The following is a 16846-nucleotide window of genomic DNA, read 5'->3' as shown; positions in this document are numbered from 1 at the left end:
AAGCGGCTGCGGCAAGTTTGCTGCGGCTTTAATTCGATTGATTAAGAGGAAAAACTATGACATTGCTTAAATATACCGCACTTGCGGTTGCGCTTTCCGTTGTTGGTTTCGGCGCATCGGCTAAGGGGCCGAAAGTTGAATATGATCATGCAGGAATAACGGCGCTGGATGCTCAGAACGCCTCTGCCGTGAATTGGGTTACGGCGGAAACTATTGAGCGGGATTTGCAGGGTAAAGGGCCGATTACCGTGAGTTTTGATATTGATGATACCACCTTGGTTTCTTCCCAGTGTTTTTACTACGGTCAGAAAACTTTTTCACCTAATAGTTATGATTATTTACATAATCAGGCCTACTGGAATTTTCTGGCTGACGGTTGCGACAAATATTCTATTCCTAAGCAGTCCACCCGAAAGCTTATTGATATGCATCAGGCTCGCGGGGATCAGGTGATTTTTATTACCGGTCGTACTCCGCATATTGATAATGAGCCGGATAAAATTGATCAACTGGGACGGATTTTGGAATCCGCCTTTAAAATTAAAAATATGCAGCCGGTGAATTATACTCGGGATACGCCGCAGGCCCCTTACAAATATGATAAAACCGCTTTTATAGTAAAACATAAGGTGAGTATTCATTACGGCGACAGTAATGATGATATTCTTGCCGCCCGTGAAGCCGGAGTCCGTGCTATTCGCGTGATTCGTCCGGCGGTAAGTACTAACCGTCCGTTACCTTTGAACGGCGGATACGGTGAAGAAGTGGTTGCGGATTCTTCTTATTAATCGGAAGTATTAAAGGGAAGAAAAAATAAGTTCAGCACCGCCGTTAAGGCGGTGTTGTTAATTATGCGGAGATAGGGGAGCGGTTGATTGAATATTTTGATATTCCCGCGCTATTGATTGGCACAATTAAATTCTGCCAGAAAATGTTGGGTCGCCCGTTTATCAATAATCGCACCTTTATGTCGAATAACTTCCGCCGCCAGCCTGTTTCCCTGGCGGCAACACTGGGATAGGGATTTATTTTGTAAGTAACCGTTTAGGAATCCGGCATTAAAGGCATCGCCGGCCGAGGTGGTATCCACCGGATTGCTGACCGGCTCGGTGGTAATATGCCCCTGTTGTCCGGAAAAATCATGAAAAAAAGCACCGCACTTTCCTTGTTTTACGACGATTTCTTTAACACCGGCCGCATTTAGGCGTTGCATCGTCGTCGATACCTCTTTATCTCGCCATAATGCCTGTTCATCATCAAAAGTAACTAATGCCAGACTAAGCAACGGATAAAGTGCGGTATAAATTTCACGAGTTTTTTGTTCGGATTCCCATAATCCCGGGCGGTAATTACTGTCAAAGGCGATTTTTACTCCTTGTTTTGCCAGTTTTTCCAGTTGATTTATTAACAAATACCTATCCTGATCCGGTAAGATTGCCAGAGAAATACCGCTCAGGTAGATCATATCGCTGTCAGACAGATATTCGCACGCCTTAGCGTAGTCCGGATGGCGTAACAGATAGCGGGCGGCGGATTGATTGCGCCAGTAAAGGAAGGTACGTTCCCCCCGGGAGTCCAGCTGAATAAGATAGAGTCCGGGATAGCGCGCATTATCGGACAAAACGCCGTCGGTACGGATTCCTTCCTCCCGCCAGCGTTTCTGCATTTCCCGGCTAAGCGGATCGGTACCCAGTACTGAAATATAACCGACCTCAATTTTTTCCGGCGGGCTGACACGAGCCAGATAGGTTGCGGTATTCAGCGTATCCCCGCCGTAGCTTTGTCGCATTTCCCCAAAAGGCTCGCCGTTTAGCTCAATCATACATTCGCCGATAATTGACAGCTTTTTCATTTTATACTCCGCTGTAGGCCGAGAAACCACCGTCTATAGGTAAGACAACACCGTTAACAAAGGCGGAGTAACGCTCGTCAATTAAAAATAAAATCGCTCCGACCAGTTCTTCCGCATTACCGAAGCGACCCATTGGAGTATTGGTCAGGATCTTATTGGCGCGCGCTGTTGGAGAACCGTCTGGATTGAATAATAGGGTGCGGTTTTGGTTGCTGACTAAGAAACCCGGGGCGATAGCGTTACAACGGATTCCCACATGGGAAAAATGTACGGCAAGCCATTGGGTGAAATTACTCACTGCCGCTTTGGCGCCGGAATATGCCGGAATTTTAGTCAGCGGCGTAAAGGCATTCATACTGGAAATATTAATGATGCTGCTGCCTTGTTTTCCGAGCATATCTTTGGCAAAAACCTGAGTCGGCAATAATGTGCCTAGGTAATTAAGGTTAAAGACGAATTCCACTCCATCTTGATTAAGGTCGAAAAATGATTTGGTGTTTTCCGGTAGCTCGTATTCATGAAATTCATTATCGGTAGTGGCCTGCGGATTATTGCCTCCGGCACCGTTTATCAATATATCGCAAGTACCGAAATCTGCGGCTATTTCATCTCTGCTCGCTTGAATACTGGATAAATCGAGTACACTGGTTTGATAGGCTTTTGCCCTACCGCCGGCATTATTGATTTCCTGGGCAAATGCTTCCGCCGCATAAAAATTGATATCAAGTAAGGCTATTTTGGCTTTTGTCTTCGCCAGCTGTTTGGCTAAAAAACCGCATAATATCCCGCCTGCGCCGGTGATAATAATGACTTTATCTGAAAAGTCATGATTTAATGAGATTTGCATTATTTCTCCTTATTTAATCGGATTAGATATTATCTTGAGAGCCAATTCATTGGGGTAATAATAATTTCAGGGAATAAGGCAAGTATAAATAATAGAATAAAATATAGACCTAAAAATGGCAGAATACCTTTAGATAGTTTTCCTATGCCCAATTTAGCTATTCCCGATCCCACATAAAGCACCGTTCCGACAGGAGGGGTTATTAAGCCGATGGATAAATTAATGACCATCATTATGCCGAAATATGCAATATCTATTTGGTAGGCTCGTAGTACGGGAAGTAATACGGGAACAAAGATAAGTACGGCCGGAATCAGATCCATGACACAACCGACTAATAATAGGAAAACCATAATAACAATCATTAATATTGTTTTATCATTAGTTATTCCTTTAATTATTTCAACTAATTCCATAGGAATTTGAGCAACTGTAATTGCGAAGGCGGAAATCATCGCCGCTGCCGCAACAAACATCACCATAGAGGTTGTTTTTATAGTGTTTATAAATATTTCTACAACTTTTTGATAATTGAGACTTTTATATAGAATACTTATTGCAGCGGCATATAATGAAGCGACAACACCGGCTTCCGTTGGGGTGAATATGCCTCCTCTTAAACCCACAATAATAATTACGGGCAATAACAACGGTAGGAATGCACCTTTAAATGCAATTAATCTTTGTTTAGCAGACTGTTTTTCAACAATATTTTTTTCTTCATTGCGATATAAAATTTTCCAAACTATCCATAATCCTATTGTCATTAATAGTCCAGGTACAACGCCTCCCATAAATAACTTAGTAATAGATGCGCCTGCAGTTATACCGTAAATAATCATAGGTATGCTAGGTGGAATAACCACAGAAATTATACCGGCGGAACAGATTAACCCGGTTGATCTGGCTGCATCGTATTTTTTGGCGACCATCATAGGGATCAAAATAGCGCCTAAGGCGGCGGTATCGGCGACAGCCGAGCCGGAAAGACCGGCAAATATTAAGCCTGATATTATAGCTACGTAACCCAGCCCTCCCTTGATATGGCCGACCATACTCATGGCAAAATTAATAATTCTTTCCGATATTCCTCCATGTTTCATTATTTCTCCCGTTAGCATAAAAAAAGGTATTGCCATAAGGGGGAAATTATTCGTTCCCATTACAAAATTTTCCGTAATTAGTTGTACATCGAACATATCGAGTGTTAATAGCATAATTGCCGCACTTAATAACATTGATATAGCAACAGGGACGCCGATAAATAATAAGGTAAATAAGCTAATTAAGAATAACCATATCATTTTTTACTCTCCTGTGGATTTAATATTTTTATATATATCAAAAGCCGTCATAATAAAATAAGTTACAGATGATATAATTGCGGCTATATATAAAAATGATGCGGATATTCCCGTTGCCGGCATTTGTTGGCTATAGGTTAATTCTATAAGGAGAAATGCTCCGTAAGATACAAATGACATCGCAATTAAGATTAACAAATCAGATAATATCGTTAAGATTCTTTTGGTTTTATCCGGTACGTTCGAGATTAGAATATCTACAGTAAGATGCCCTTTATCTCTGGCTACAAGGATTATTCCAAAGAAAATCATATATACAAAACAGATTCTGGCAAATTCCTCTGACCATGCTATTCCTGAATCAAAGAAATACCTTAAAACCGCATTAAAAAATACAAGAGCGATCATGCTTATTAATGCAAGTATTGATAATAGTTTTAATGTTTTATCAAGTACATTTAACAGCTTCATAATATATCCTTGCTATTCTATAAATTAGACACACCTTTATAATATAAAGGTGTGTCTAATTATGTTATTTGGCATTGTTTATTTTATTTATAATATCTTCTCCCCAAGAGTATTTTTTATAAAAATTCTCATATAATGTTTTGGAAGCGTTTAACATCTCACTTTGGAATTTTTCATCAGGTATAATGATTTCTTTTCCATTGTCAGAGAGGAACTTTTTAACTTCTTGCTCAGATTTAATTGCAAGTTCCCATTGTTTTTCCTGATACAATTTAGCCGCTTGTTCAAACACTTTTTTATCTTCATCGGAGATCTTATTCCAAGCTTTTAAACTGATTTGCAATAGGCCCGGTGAGAAAATATGATTGGTTTGAACGATATATTTTTGTACTTCATATAAGCCTGATTCTTTGATTAAAGCATATGGATTTTCTTGTCCGTCTATTACTTTTTGTTCAAGTGCGGTAAATACTTCGCTAAGAGGCATACTCTGTGCATTGATATTCATGGATTTTGCCCAATCTACGAATAGAGAATTGAGAGGTACTCTTAAGCGTAATCCTTTAAAATCAGAAAATTGTTCAATTTTTTTATTTGAAGAGATTACTCTGAATCCATTCATGCCGTAAGCCAGCAATTTGATACCATATTTTTCCATTTTAGTACCTATCTCCGTTGCTATAGGAGCATCAAATACTTTTTTGGCTTCTTCATTATTTTTAAATAAATATGGCCATTCCCATACGCCGAAGATAGGATCCACATTTTGCAATAATAATCCGGTTATACCCGCTTCTATTGTTCCGTTTCTTAAACCGTTAACGATTTGATCTTCACCGCCAAGTTGATTATTAGGGAAGATTCTTATTTCATATCTACCCTCTGTTTTTTCTTCAATGGTTTTTTTGAAATACTCCGTTAAGGCAATATGAGATGAATGAGTATCGGAGTTATAATGACCTAACTTTATTATTGTTTTTGCAAAAGAAGGTAAGCTGATTAGTAATGATGATGCAATTAAACATTTGATGAATATATTTTTCTTTTTCATGGCTGATCTCCTTTGGTTTAATTTAATATTTTTGCTTAAAATATTGCGTTTATTTTTAGATGTTTTTCAGGATGTTCTGATAACTCCTTGATATAAAATGGAATTTCATCGAATGAAATCGTTTTGCTGATTATATTATCCGCATTTATTTTCCCTTCGGAAATTAAGTTTAATGCTTCCTCAAACTCTCCTTTACTTGTTCTTGAACCATAAATATTCAATTCTTTAAATGTAATAAGGTTGGTTGGTAAAGGCGTTTCTGTTTTTGGCCATCCGGTTAAAGCTATACGGCCTGCGAAAGAGGCATATTTCAATGTATTTTGAATTGAAATATTTGCTCCGGAAGCCTCAATCACTACTTCGGCCATACGTCCTTTGGTTATCTGTTTAATTTTTTCTTCGGCATTTTCATTGTTCGGATTAATTATATTTTTGATTCCGATAGAATGAGCATAGTCTAAGCGCTGATCTAAAACATCAATTAAAATCGGAATCGCTTTATAAATATAGGCGGAAAGCGCCGCCATCAAACCAATGGCTCCGGCTCCGATAATGACTACATGTTCTCCTTCTTTTACTTTAGTTCGGTGTAAGGCATGGAGAGCGATAGTGAGCGGTTCTGCTAAAGGTAAATTATTAAGCGGAATATTTGAGGGTACTTTAGTGATAAGTCGGGCCGGATGCGTAATGACTTGCTGCATCCCGCCGTTAGTATGTACCCCGATAACTTGCAATTTTTCGCAACAGTTTGTTTTACCTATACTGCAAGGGTAACAGGAACCACAATAAATATAGGGATCAACAATAACGCGATCTCCGATATTTATATTTTTTGGTATTCCGATTCCAGTTTCTAATATTGTTCCAACAATTTCGTGTCCTAAGATACGAGGGTATGTTACTAGAGGATTGGTACCGCGATAAGCACCAATATCTGATCCGCAGATTCCCATGGATTCCACTTTTATCAGAACCTCATTTTCTTTTTTGAGGGGATAATCTACGGATTTTATGCTTACTTCTCCCGGTTTGGATAAGTATATGCTGTTAATTTTCGCTTGCATTTTTACCTCACTGGCGGTATTTGTCTTCATGAATCATCTGGTTTTTGCTACTATGGTTCGCATTTTAGGTTAATTATTGTAAAATAGGTATGCCAAAAATTCATTTTTGTGAAATTGATCACGATTTTTGTAAAATTGGGATGCCAATTGAGGTGTTTTATGGATAATATAGCGCATAGAACCTATATAAAAATAGGAGAGTTCTTAAAAAAGGATATTGCTCAGGGAAAATATAAGATCGGTGATAGGTTACCGACAGAACGAGAAATATCGGAAAAATTTGCAGTCAGTAGAACGATAGTGAGAGAAGCTATAGTTATGCTAGAGGTGGAGAACCTTGTAAAAGTTAAAAAAGGTTCTGGGGTTTATGTTATTCAATTGCCGGAAGAACGAGCTAAGAAACAGCCGGATAGCAATCTTTCCGATGTGGGGCCTTTTGAATTATTACAGGCCCGGCAGCTTCTGGAAAGCAGCATTGCGGAGTTTGCCGCACAGTTAGCGACGAAAAACGATATTGCCAAACTTAAAAAAATATTAGCGCAAGAACAAAAATTATTACATGAAAATGCGGACGACTATAGTGCTGATCGGGATTTTCATCTTTGCTTGGCTGAAATAACACAAAACGACGTTTTAATAAAAATACAGCATGATTTATGGACTTATCGTTTTAATAGCGCGATGTGGGCCCAGCTCCATGCTCGAATTTTGAAAAATGACTACCATCATTTGTGGATAAAGGATCATGAAAATATCTTATTGGCGATACAGCGAAAAGATCCCGCATTAGCTAAAAAAATGGTATGGCAGCATTTAGAAAACGTGAAAATTAAGCTATTTGAGCTTTCCGATGTAGAAGATCCGAAATTCGACGGATACCTATTCAATACTAATCCTGTTGTTGTAGGTATCTGATACTTATAACAACTAGGAGAAAATATCATGGAACAAACATGGCGTTGGTACGGACCTAATGATCCCGTTTCTTTATCAGATATCCGACAGGCCGGGGCGACGGGGGTGGTTACCGCACTTCATCATATCCCGAACGGTGAAGTCTGGACGGTGGAAGAAATTGAAAAGCGTAAGAAGGAAGTGGAATCGGCCGGATTGGTTTGGTCTGTGGTGGAGAGCGTTCCGGTACATGAAGAAATTAAAACGCAGAGCGGGCGTTATTTGCAATGGATTGAAAATTATCAGCAAACCTTACGTAATTTGGCCAAATGCGGTATAGACACCGTATGTTATAACTTTATGCCGGTATTAGACTGGACCAGGACTGATTTGGCATACCAGTTGCCGGACGGTTCCAAAGCGCTACGTTTTGATCAGACGGCTTTCGCTGCATTCGAACTGTATATTTTAAAGCGTCCGGGAGCGCAAGAAGCCTATTCCGATACGGAAAAAGCGGAGGCTAAGCAGTATTTCGATAAGATGAGCGAACAGGAAATTCATCAGCTGACCAATAATATCATCGCCGGTTTGCCTGGGGCTGAAGAGGGATATACTCTAGCCGAATTCCAGGGGCAACTAGACCGTTACCGGGATATTACCCCGGAACGCTTTAGACAACATTTGGCTTTTTTCTTAAATCAGGTTATGCCGGTGGCAGAGGAAGTGGGGATTCGAATGGCCGTTCATCCCGATGATCCGCCGCGCCCGATTTTGGGATTGCCTCGTGTCGTATCTACCATTGAAGATATGCAATGGTTTGTGGAAACGGAACCTTCTGTAGCGAACGGATTTACTATGTGTACCGGTTCGTACGGCGTGCGTTCCGATAATGATTTAGTGCAGATGACGGAAAAATTTTCCAAACGCATTTATTTTGCACATTTGCGTTCCACCTGCCGGGAGGAGAATCCGCTAAGCTTCCATGAAGCCGCTCATTTGGAAGGGGATGTGGATATGTTTAATGTGGTTAAGGCCTTGTTAACGGAAGAATATCGCCGTAAAGGCGAAGGGGATCTGCGCCGGATTCCGATGCGCCCGGATCACGGTCATCAAATGTTGGATGATTTGCATAAGAAGACAAATCCGGGGTATTCTGCTATCGGCCGTCTAAAAGGGCTGGCGGAATTCAGAGGGCTGGAATTGGCGCTGAAAAAAGTTTATTTTAATCATTAAGTCAAAGGTAGTTTAATATGCTAAGGGAACCGGACGGTTCCCTTTCTGCCGTTAAGCGGAGAGGAATAATGGATAAATATTATGGCCAGCTTTTGATGGTTATGGTTACGCTTATCGGCGCATCGGGCTGGTTTCTGTCTAAAAATGCAATTGCCGAGTTACCGCCCGTCGGATTTATGGGGTTGCGCTTTTTATTGGCCGGGTTAATTTTCCTGTTACCGGCATATGGGCAATTACGTGCTATCGATAGTCGACAATTTTTATGTGCTGCCAGCGTCGGTAGTGCGCTGGCACTGAATTTGTTTTTATGGGTGCTGGGCATTACATATAGTAATGATTTTGGCGAAGGCGCCTTTCTGGTCAGTTTATCGATGTTAATCGCCCCGTTGGTTTCATGGTTGCTGTTTAAACATAAACCGCTTTTATGTTTTTGGTTATCTATGCCCATCGCCTTGTTCGGACTGTATTTTCTGGCGATGGCAAGTGGAGCCTCCGGGCCGTCTTTTTCTGTTGGTAGCCTGATTTTTCTGCTTTCTTCCTTATCTGCAGCATTATATTTTGTACTGAATAATCAGTATGCAAAAAATATTGCCACATTGGCGTTAATTGTTATTCAGTTTTTTATTGTCGGAAGCTTATGTAGCGGTTACTCTCTGCTGTTTGAAACCTGGCCCGAACATGTTTCGGTGCAAGTGTGGGGGTGGTTTTGGGCCAGTACTCTAATCGCCACCAATCTGCGTTACTGGTTGCAGACTGCCGGCCAAAAACGTTGTAATATTACGACGGCAGCAATGTTGATGGTGTTGGAACCCGTATGGACATTGATTGTCAGCGTGCTGTTTTTCAGCGAAAGCTTGAGCTTAGATAAATTTATCGGCTGTGGTCTGATTCTTTCCGCACTGATTATTTATCGTTTGCAGTCCTTGTCCGGCAGAAAGAAAATCCGGGGATAGAATGTTAAATCTTCTTTGATGCGAGCAATAAAAAAGACTTGGCAAGCCAAGTCTTTTTCATTGGTAATAATCCGGAGATTATTCGCCCAAGCGCTCTTTGATACGAGCAGATTTACCTGAACGCTCACGTAAGTAGTAAAGTTTCGCTTTACGTACCGCACCTTTACGTTTAACCGTGATGCTGTCGATAATCGGAGAATGCGTCTGGAATACGCGCTCAACGCCTACACCGTTTGAGATTTTACGTAAAGTGAAAGCTGAATGCAGACCGCGGTTACGAATTGCAATAACCACGCCTTCGAACGCCTGCAAACGTCTTTTACTACCTTCAACAACCCATACTTTAACTTCTAAAGTGTCTCCCGGACGAAATGCAGGGACGTTTTGTTTCAATTGTTCTTGTTCAAGTTGTTTAATGATGTTGCTCATTTTTTTACCTTTTAATAGATCCTAGATTTAACTGATTAACTGTTAGATTCGGCTTTTATCCGCTTTAACAGTTTGCTTTGTTCGTCAGTCAGAGCTAGGTTTTCCAGTAGCTCAGGGCGTCTTAACCATGTACGTTCAAGTGATTGCCGTAACCGCCATTTGCGGATTTCTTCATGGTTACCAGACATCAGCACGCTGGGTACAGTTAAACCGTCCAGTATTTCAGGCCGGGTATAATGAGGGCAATCCAACAAGCCGTCGGCGAAAGAATCTTCTTCGGCGGACGCCTGTTTGCCCAATACTCCCGGAACGAAGCGTGAAACGGCATCGATCAATGTCATCGCCGCCAGTTCGCCGCCCGTCAGTACGTAATCTCCGATTGACCATTCTTCGTCGATTTCAGTTTGAATCAATCGTTCGTCAATGCCTTCGTAACGTCCGCAGACCAGAATCAGCTTCTGGTTAACGGCTAATTCCCGTACGCCGGATTGGTCGAGTTTACGTCCCTGTGGCGAAAGATATATTACCTTTACGCCTTCTCCTGCATCTGCTTTCGCCGCTCGGATGGCATCACGCAAGGGTTGTACCATCATCAGCATACCGGGACCGCCGCCATAAGGGCGATCATCGACATTTTTATGCTTGTCATGGGTGAAATCCCGCGGATTCCAGCAGCGCACCTGCAGAAGATTTTGTTTTACTGCCCGTCCTGTTACCCCAAATTCCGTAACAGCTTTAAACATTTCGGGAAATAGGGTGATTATGCCTATATACATTGTTATCAACCTTATTTAACGCGAGGGTATTATACCTTTCGTATTGCCGAAATGCTAAGACTAAAGCCTTCTTGCATACCTGAGATTAGAAACCGGCGTCCCAATCCACCTCAATAATTTTGGCGGTGAGATCTACTCTTTTAACTACTTGTTCATGTAAGAACGGGATTAAACGTTCTTGTTTGCCGAAAGCGTCTTTTGCACTTGCACGCACAACCAGTACATCATTGGAACCTGTTTCCATCATTTCCGTAACTGTTCCCATATCATAGCCCTGAAGATTCACTACTCGGCAGCCGATTAAATCGTGCCAGTAATAATCACCTTCTTCCAGTTTTGGGAAAACGGACAGATCCACGCCGATTTCGGTATTGGTGAGGAGTTGAGCCGCCTCACGGGTATCGACGTTTTTCAGCTTCACGATTAACTCGTGATTATGATGGCGCCAGCTTTCCAGCTCTGTTGCCTGCCAACAGCCCTTGATCTTTAAAAACCAAGGTTGATAGCTAAAGATGCTTTCCGCTTGTTCGGTGGATGAATAAAGACGTAACCAACCGCGAATTCCGTAAGTTGAGCCGAGTTTGCCGACCACTTCAATGCTTTGCTGATTCATTTTATTCACCTGACCGGTTATTTATATAAAGGGCGATTAAGCCGCTTTTTGAGATTCTTTTACCAAACTCGCAACACGGTCGGACAGGGACGCGCCTTTTTCCACCCATGCGTTGATACGGTCTAAGTCCAAACGAATACGTTCGGCTTTGCCTGTAGCTAACGGGTTGAAGAAGCCAACACGCTCAATAAAGCGACCATCGCGCGGTGAACGGCTGTCTGCCACAACGATTTGATAAAATGGGCGTTTTTTAGCTCCGCCACGAGATAAACGAATGGTTACCATAACCTTCCTCTAATTATTTAATAATAAAAGAAAACCTACATCGAAGGTGCAGGAATGCTTACTTTTTTCTCTGTATATATAGACAAAAAGCCGATGAATTTTACTCTTTTCAAGGAAAAAAGCAAGCCGTTTCGTTGTGTGCGGCGCGGGTTCAAGGCTTTTCTGCGGAAAAGTATTTTGCGCAACAATTGGTGCAACAAAAGGACGCTTGTTATTTAACAAGATGCTTGCATATATTTGCGCGGCAGGATTTTTTGCTAAAATATAGGACAAATTATTAATAGCCCCTTAAGGATATGATCATCTATGCAAAAGCTGCTTGTAATCCGGAATGATAAATTAGGCGATTTTATGCTGGCCTGGCCGGCTTTCGCTTTGTTGAAGCAGTCCGCCCCCACCTTAAAACTGACCGCTTTAGTGCCTGAATATACGGCGCCGCTGGCAGAAATTTGTCCCTACCTGGACGAGGTTATCATTGATGCTAAAGACAAAAAGGATAAGGTGGCTTTTCAGCAGGTCTTGAACGAAATTAAGGGCCGAAATTTTGACGGCGTAATTAGCTTTGTTTCAGATGTTTATAATGCCAAGCTGACCTGGAAAAGCGCGATTCCTTACCGTTTGGCGCCGGCAACCAAACTGATTCAGTTTTTATATAATCATCGCCTGACACAGCGTCGCTCTCAATCGGCAAAAGCCGAATTCGAATATAATCTGGATCTGGCGCGCGCATTCTTAGCCGATCAGCATCTGTCGGCGGTTGAACCGGCCCCGCCTTATCTGACCTTCGCCCCAAGTGCGGTGGAAAAACAGAAAGTTTTTTTAGCTGAAAGTTTGGCGCTGTCGATGCAGAAAAAATGGTTATTTGTACATAGCGGTTCGGGCGGCTCAGCCAATAATTTATCCTTGCGGCAATATGCCGATTTAATTGAGGGGATTACTGATGTTTTTGATTGCGAGGTAATTTTAACCGCCGGCCCGAATGAAAGCGAAAAAGTCCATCAGTTAGCCGGGTTGCTGCAAGGTAAACAGGCGAGGGTTTATGATAAGAACCAGGGATTGGTGGATTTTGCGCATTCATTGGCTTGTGCGGATTTATTTATGTCCGGCTCGACAGGCCCGTTGCACCTGAGCGGCGCATTGAATATTCCTACTGTGGGTTTTTATCCGAGCCGTTTATCCGCACTTCCTCGCCGTTGGCGGCCGATTAACGAAAAGGGGCGACATATTGCTTTTATGCCGCCGGAAGGCAAGGCTACGGAAAAGAATTTAACGCTGATTAAGATTGATGAAGCCATGCTTCAGATTATTCCTTTTATCCGTCGCCACTGGGATTCCTCCTGCTGATATAGGAACCCCTAGTTTTTTTGCACAAGGGTTCTAAGCCATAAATCCGCATATTTGACAAAGGTGGAGTGGGCGGACAGTAAAGCCAGTAAAAATCCCTGTTTACCGTCTAAAAAACCGCCTTTCAACAGATACATTTTGACAAAGCAGCCGAGTCCATGGAATACGCCTTCCGCAAGGCCGGCACTTTTTCCCTGAGCATGCCGTTGCTCCGCCCAGGCTTTGGCATAAGCGGCGGATTTTACCAGGTAATGATGAATATCTTTGTAGGTATAATGCAACAGATCGCCGCTTAGTTTTTTTACTTCCGCACCGGCCGGGTAATGTACTTTTTCATGTACCAACTCGTCGCCGTAGCGGGCGAGCTTTGTAGGATATAGGCGCGTAACATAGTCGGGATACCAACCGGAATGATAAATTTTACGCCCGAATACTTCGCTTAAGCGCGGTAGCTGATATAGCGTATCGGCTCGATCCTGAGCGACCGCCTGTAAAATAGATTCGCGCAATGCCGGGCTGACCCGCTCGTCCGCATCAAGCCAAAGAACATAATCGCCGCTGACGTATTGTTGCGCCAGTTGACGTTGCTTGCCGAATCCCTGCCAATGGGTATTGCGATAGAATTTCGCGCCGTAACTGAGAGCGATAGATTCCGTTTCATCGCTGCTTCCGCTATCCAGAATAATAATTTCGTTGACCCAGTCTTTTACCGTATCCAGACATAGGGCAAGATCGCGGGCTTCATTTTTTACAATCATCGCAACACTGATGGTCGGCATATTCTATTCCTTTTATACTTTAATTGAGAGTTCCGAGCTTTTAGCCGAGCGACAATCTCACTCAGGGCGCTATTTTAACACAGAAAGTTATGGAAAAAGTATTGCGCTTTCAGCGCAAAGCTAATATGCTCGAAACCGATATTGTCGCCTCCCGAGGGGGCGGTTGTTTTAAAAGGAATTTTTGTATCCGTCTGACTGCGGGGATGATCTATATGTTGAAAATAACGTGGAAATTTTTAGTTCTCTGTTTAGCATTATTATATTTGGGGGGGTGCGCTTCCAGTGAAGAGATAAATCGACAGGCCGCCTCAAGTTATATGCAAACACTGAATAAAGCGAAATATCAGGGGGTTCTGGATACCTCTTCGGCTACGGCAAAACGGATCCACAATGTATTTAACCGCATGCGCCCTTATGCCAATCAGGAAAATAAAACGGGCCAGTCTTTCAACTGGCAGATCGCCGTTGTCCAAAGTCGCGAGTTAAATGCCTGGGCAATGCCGGGAGGAAAAATGATGTTTTATACCGGATTGGTGGATACCTTAAAGCTTTCCGATGATGAAATCGCCGTAGTTATGGGACATGAAATGGCGCACGCACTGGAAGAGCATGGTAAGAAAAAAGCCAATGTAGGCACCGCCACCAATATTCTCGCTCAGGTGGCAAGTATCGCACTGGCTACCCAGGTCGGTACCGATGCCAGCGGTTTATTGGTGGGCATAACTAAAGATTGGGCGCTGGACAAACCTTATTCGCGCAGTGCAGAAACAGAAGCCGATGAAGTGGGGCTTATGCTGATGGCAAAGGCCGGCTATAATCCCGAGGCCGCACCTAAATTATGGGAAAAAATGAGAAAAGCTTCCGGCGGTTCGCAGGGCGTGCTGGCTTCATTATCTTCCACCCATCCGAGTGATGAATCCCGTCAGGAAAATCTGCAGCGCCTGATGCCGCAAGCACTGGAACTGTATAATGGCAGTAAAAAACGCTGAAAAAACGCTGGAAAAAATGCTGATAGAGTAATAGGAAAGGGGCCGAGGCCCCTTCCTTATGGAAAATATTGAATATTTTTGTCTTTAAAGCAACGATCGATAAAAGCTTTCAGTCTGGCGTTGGTACTGCGTTGTTTTTTATGTAGCGGCAGCTGTCGCCAGTTAAATTCTCCGAGCTGCGCGATACATTGAGACAGAGACAGGTCTTTAAGCCGGGCATTAACTAAAAATTCCGTAATAAGTTTATTCCATTCGCCTTTATTTCCCCAATAATGCCCGATAATTTCGGTGCAGGGTTGTAACTCCATGCTATGTTCCAGGGCGAGGGAAAAAGCAAACTGCTCGACCAAACGTCGTGGGCAGTCGGTGGTACAAATTTCATCGCATAATCGTAGTGCCAGAGCGATAGTCTCTTTGGCTTTATCCGCCGGCAGAGCTATAACTCCGGCATTCCACATGGTACTTTGCGCTCCGATATCCAGGCCGGCAAGCCGAGAGCCTTGTAAACTGCGGTACATATTGCGCAAGGTTTTATCGGTTTTATCTCCCAAGGCGCATTCGCGTTTATGCATTAAGCCGCCGCCCCGTTGTAAATGACGGTACAGCGGCGCTATTGATCCGGCCAGAAAGGTATCGCTGTCGATATAGAGCAGATGTTGCGTCGGATAGCATTGTTGCGCTCGTTCTAAGGCTTTAATTTTTATTCGCCAGAAGAATCCGCTCTCTCCCTGCCATTCGCGCAATGTTTGCGCATCTATATGAATAAATTCCACCCGCTCCGCCAGAAAGGTATAAAAATCGGAACGGTCGGTAACTATAATTACTCGCTTAATCAGCGGATCCTTAAGGAAACTGAGGATGGCGAAGTTTGCCTGATAATGGTTTTCCGCTTGCGCTCCGAATGCTAATAGCAGCAGATTCATATCAATTCTCCAGCCATTCAGGTTTTATCTGTTCAGGTTTGATTTCATTGATCGTTTGTCGGTAACGCAGAATATGAGTGGTATTTTTACTGTTCGGATGCCAGTGTTTGAAGTTTTCCTGATCTTCACTATAAAAACCGATAAGCGGCTTATTTAAACCGACGGCAATATGAATTGTTGCCGTATCCGGTGAAATTAATAAATCGCACTCTCTGATATATTCGATGCAGTCAAAAATCGTCGTCATTTCAGTATCGATAATAACCCCTTTGAAAGGGGCGGCAAGGGCGCTTAAGTTTTTACTGACTTCCGGATAACTTAGTAGTAGGACGGGCTTTTGTGTATGTGCATTCAGATAATGCAGCAAAGCGGTAATTTTCTCCGGATTAAAGCGGCGTGCCGAACCTTGCCCGTAACAATTAAGAGCGATAAATTCAGATAATTGGTTTTTAGCCAAAAACTCTTTCACCCGCTGAGCGCTATCTTGTCGGTAAGGAATATCATAAGTGTTATCTATTTTGTTAAAACCGGATAATTGCAATGCTCGGGTATAGACTTCGGAAAAATGTAAGTCTGCATCGGTAATATTTTTATTGAAAATTTTATAATCTTTTTTCAGATAACCAATGTTTAGTGGCGCCTTTATCAGGCGTAACAATAATAGGTCGCGATTACGCAGCAGAACCGTCGGATCGATAACGGCATCATAATGAAAAAATCTGCCTAAATTCAGACCGCACTTTACCATCGAAATAATGCTGCGTTTTTTGAGTAGGTGCAATTGATCAATATAAGGATTGGCTTCGAAAAGATATGCGTTTTTTTCCGTACAGACGACACCGATATGGCTGTCCGGATATTGTTTTTTGATTTCTCGGAAAACAAAGGAGCTGACGATATAATCCCCGATTTTACCATCATGGCGTAAAAATAAAATCTTACCTGGCGGGGTGGTTATTTCAAGGGGCGGTGTTCCTCTGTCAAGAAAATATTTTCCGATAGAAAGACGAATCCGACGTAATTTTTGTTTGATACTCAT

Annotated in this window: 19 protein-coding genes; 6 read left to right on the top strand and 13 right to left on the bottom strand. The window is 42.5% G+C overall.

The features are described 5' to 3' along the window. Positions 1-56 precede the first annotated feature (56 nt). Positions 57-788: an acid phosphatase AphA gene (gene aphA, locus EDC45_RS05775; protein ID WP_133544378.1), complete on the top strand. Its 732-nt coding sequence runs from the start codon at positions 57-59 to the stop codon at positions 786-788. 110 nt (positions 789-898) lie between these two features. On the opposite strand, the gene EDC45_RS05770 is transcribed toward aphA, so the two are convergent. The 6 genes from EDC45_RS05770 to EDC45_RS05745 form a co-directional block, all read right to left on the bottom strand. Further along, positions 899-1852, bottom strand: a complete 954-nt coding sequence (locus EDC45_RS05770; protein ID WP_133544377.1) for a sugar kinase — start codon at positions 1850-1852, stop codon at positions 899-901. Position 1853: 1 nt separating this feature from the next. Beyond that, positions 1854-2699 carry an SDR family oxidoreductase gene (locus tag EDC45_RS05765; RefSeq protein WP_133544375.1) on the bottom strand — a complete coding sequence of 282 codons (846 nt, stop codon included), beginning with the start codon at positions 2697-2699 and terminating at the stop codon, positions 1854-1856. Positions 2700-2728: 29 nt separating this feature from the next. Next, positions 2729-4003, bottom strand: coding sequence for a TRAP transporter large permease (locus EDC45_RS05760; protein WP_133544373.1), 1275 nt, complete (start codon positions 4001-4003; stop codon positions 2729-2731). 3 nt (positions 4004-4006) lie between these two features. Next, on the bottom strand, positions 4007-4474 hold the full coding sequence (locus EDC45_RS05755; RefSeq protein WP_133544371.1) for a TRAP transporter small permease: 468 nt from the start codon (positions 4472-4474) through the stop codon (positions 4007-4009). Between the two features lie 64 nt (positions 4475-4538). Next, positions 4539-5525, bottom strand: coding sequence for a TRAP transporter substrate-binding protein (locus tag EDC45_RS05750; RefSeq protein WP_133544369.1), 987 nt, complete (start codon positions 5523-5525; stop codon positions 4539-4541). Between the two features lie 35 nt (positions 5526-5560). After that, on the bottom strand, positions 5561-6589 hold the full coding sequence (locus tag EDC45_RS05745) for an alcohol dehydrogenase catalytic domain-containing protein (protein WP_133544520.1): 1029 nt from the start codon (positions 6587-6589) through the stop codon (positions 5561-5563). 159 nt (positions 6590-6748) lie between these two features. Here EDC45_RS05745 and EDC45_RS05740 point away from each other — a divergent pair, with 159 nt between their 5' ends. The 3 genes from EDC45_RS05740 (at position 6749) to EDC45_RS05730 (ending at position 9669) form a co-directional block, all read left to right on the top strand. Further along, complete coding sequence (locus EDC45_RS05740) at positions 6749-7504, top strand: FCD domain-containing protein (RefSeq protein WP_133544367.1); 756 nt, start codon at positions 6749-6751, stop codon at positions 7502-7504. 27 nt (positions 7505-7531) lie between these two features. Next, positions 7532-8716: a mannonate dehydratase gene (uxuA, locus tag EDC45_RS05735; RefSeq protein ID WP_133544365.1), complete on the top strand. Its 1185-nt coding sequence runs from the start codon at positions 7532-7534 to the stop codon at positions 8714-8716. Positions 8717-8784: 68 nt separating this feature from the next. Further along, positions 8785-9669, top strand: a complete 885-nt coding sequence (locus tag EDC45_RS05730; RefSeq protein WP_133544363.1) for a DMT family transporter — start codon at positions 8785-8787, stop codon at positions 9667-9669. 78 nt (positions 9670-9747) lie between these two features. Here the strand turns inward: EDC45_RS05730 and rplS are convergent, their stop codons facing one another. The 4 genes from rplS to rpsP all read right to left on the bottom strand — a co-directional run bounded on the left by rplS (position 9748) and on the right by rpsP (position 11772). Then, on the bottom strand, positions 9748-10098 hold the full coding sequence (gene rplS, locus EDC45_RS05725) for a 50S ribosomal protein L19 (RefSeq protein ID WP_133544361.1): 351 nt from the start codon (positions 10096-10098) through the stop codon (positions 9748-9750). Positions 10099-10133: 35 nt separating this feature from the next. Further along, a complete protein-coding gene (gene trmD / locus EDC45_RS05720; protein WP_133544359.1) occupies positions 10134-10874 on the bottom strand; it encodes a tRNA (guanosine(37)-N1)-methyltransferase TrmD in 741 nt (246 codons plus the stop codon). 85 nt (positions 10875-10959) lie between these two features. After that, entirely contained in the window at positions 10960-11487 is a 528-nt protein-coding gene (rimM, locus tag EDC45_RS05715; protein WP_133544357.1) for a ribosome maturation factor RimM, read from the bottom strand. Between the two features lie 36 nt (positions 11488-11523). Next, entirely contained in the window at positions 11524-11772 is a 249-nt protein-coding gene (rpsP, locus tag EDC45_RS05710) for a 30S ribosomal protein S16 (protein WP_133544355.1), read from the bottom strand. Between the two features lie 306 nt (positions 11773-12078). Between rpsP and EDC45_RS05705 the strand changes: the two genes are divergently transcribed. After that, entirely contained in the window at positions 12079-13116 is a 1038-nt protein-coding gene (locus EDC45_RS05705; protein WP_133544354.1) for a glycosyltransferase family 9 protein, read from the top strand. An 11-nt stretch (positions 13117-13127) separates the two neighbouring features. On the opposite strand, the gene EDC45_RS05700 is transcribed toward EDC45_RS05705, so the two are convergent. Beyond that, entirely contained in the window at positions 13128-13895 is a 768-nt protein-coding gene (locus EDC45_RS05700; RefSeq protein ID WP_133544352.1) for a glycosyltransferase family 2 protein, read from the bottom strand. Between the two features lie 212 nt (positions 13896-14107). Between EDC45_RS05700 and EDC45_RS05695 the strand changes: the two genes are divergently transcribed. Next, positions 14108-14884: a M48 family metallopeptidase gene (locus tag EDC45_RS05695; RefSeq protein ID WP_133544350.1), complete on the top strand. Its 777-nt coding sequence runs from the start codon at positions 14108-14110 to the stop codon at positions 14882-14884. Positions 14885-14940: 56 nt separating this feature from the next. On the opposite strand, the gene EDC45_RS05690 is transcribed toward EDC45_RS05695, so the two are convergent. Both EDC45_RS05690 and EDC45_RS05685 read right to left on the bottom strand, forming a co-directional pair. Continuing rightward, entirely contained in the window at positions 14941-15807 is an 867-nt protein-coding gene (locus EDC45_RS05690) for a hypothetical protein (RefSeq protein WP_133544348.1), read from the bottom strand. Position 15808: 1 nt separating this feature from the next. Then, on the bottom strand, positions 15809-16846 hold the full coding sequence (locus EDC45_RS05685; protein ID WP_133544346.1) for a glycosyltransferase family 9 protein: 1038 nt from the start codon (positions 16844-16846) through the stop codon (positions 15809-15811).

This window comes from Mesocricetibacter intestinalis, assembly GCF_004363295.1.
Taxonomy (GTDB): Bacteria; Pseudomonadota; Gammaproteobacteria; order Enterobacterales; family Pasteurellaceae; genus Mesocricetibacter; species Mesocricetibacter intestinalis.
This window is presented reverse-complemented; position numbering and strand designations above follow the sequence as displayed.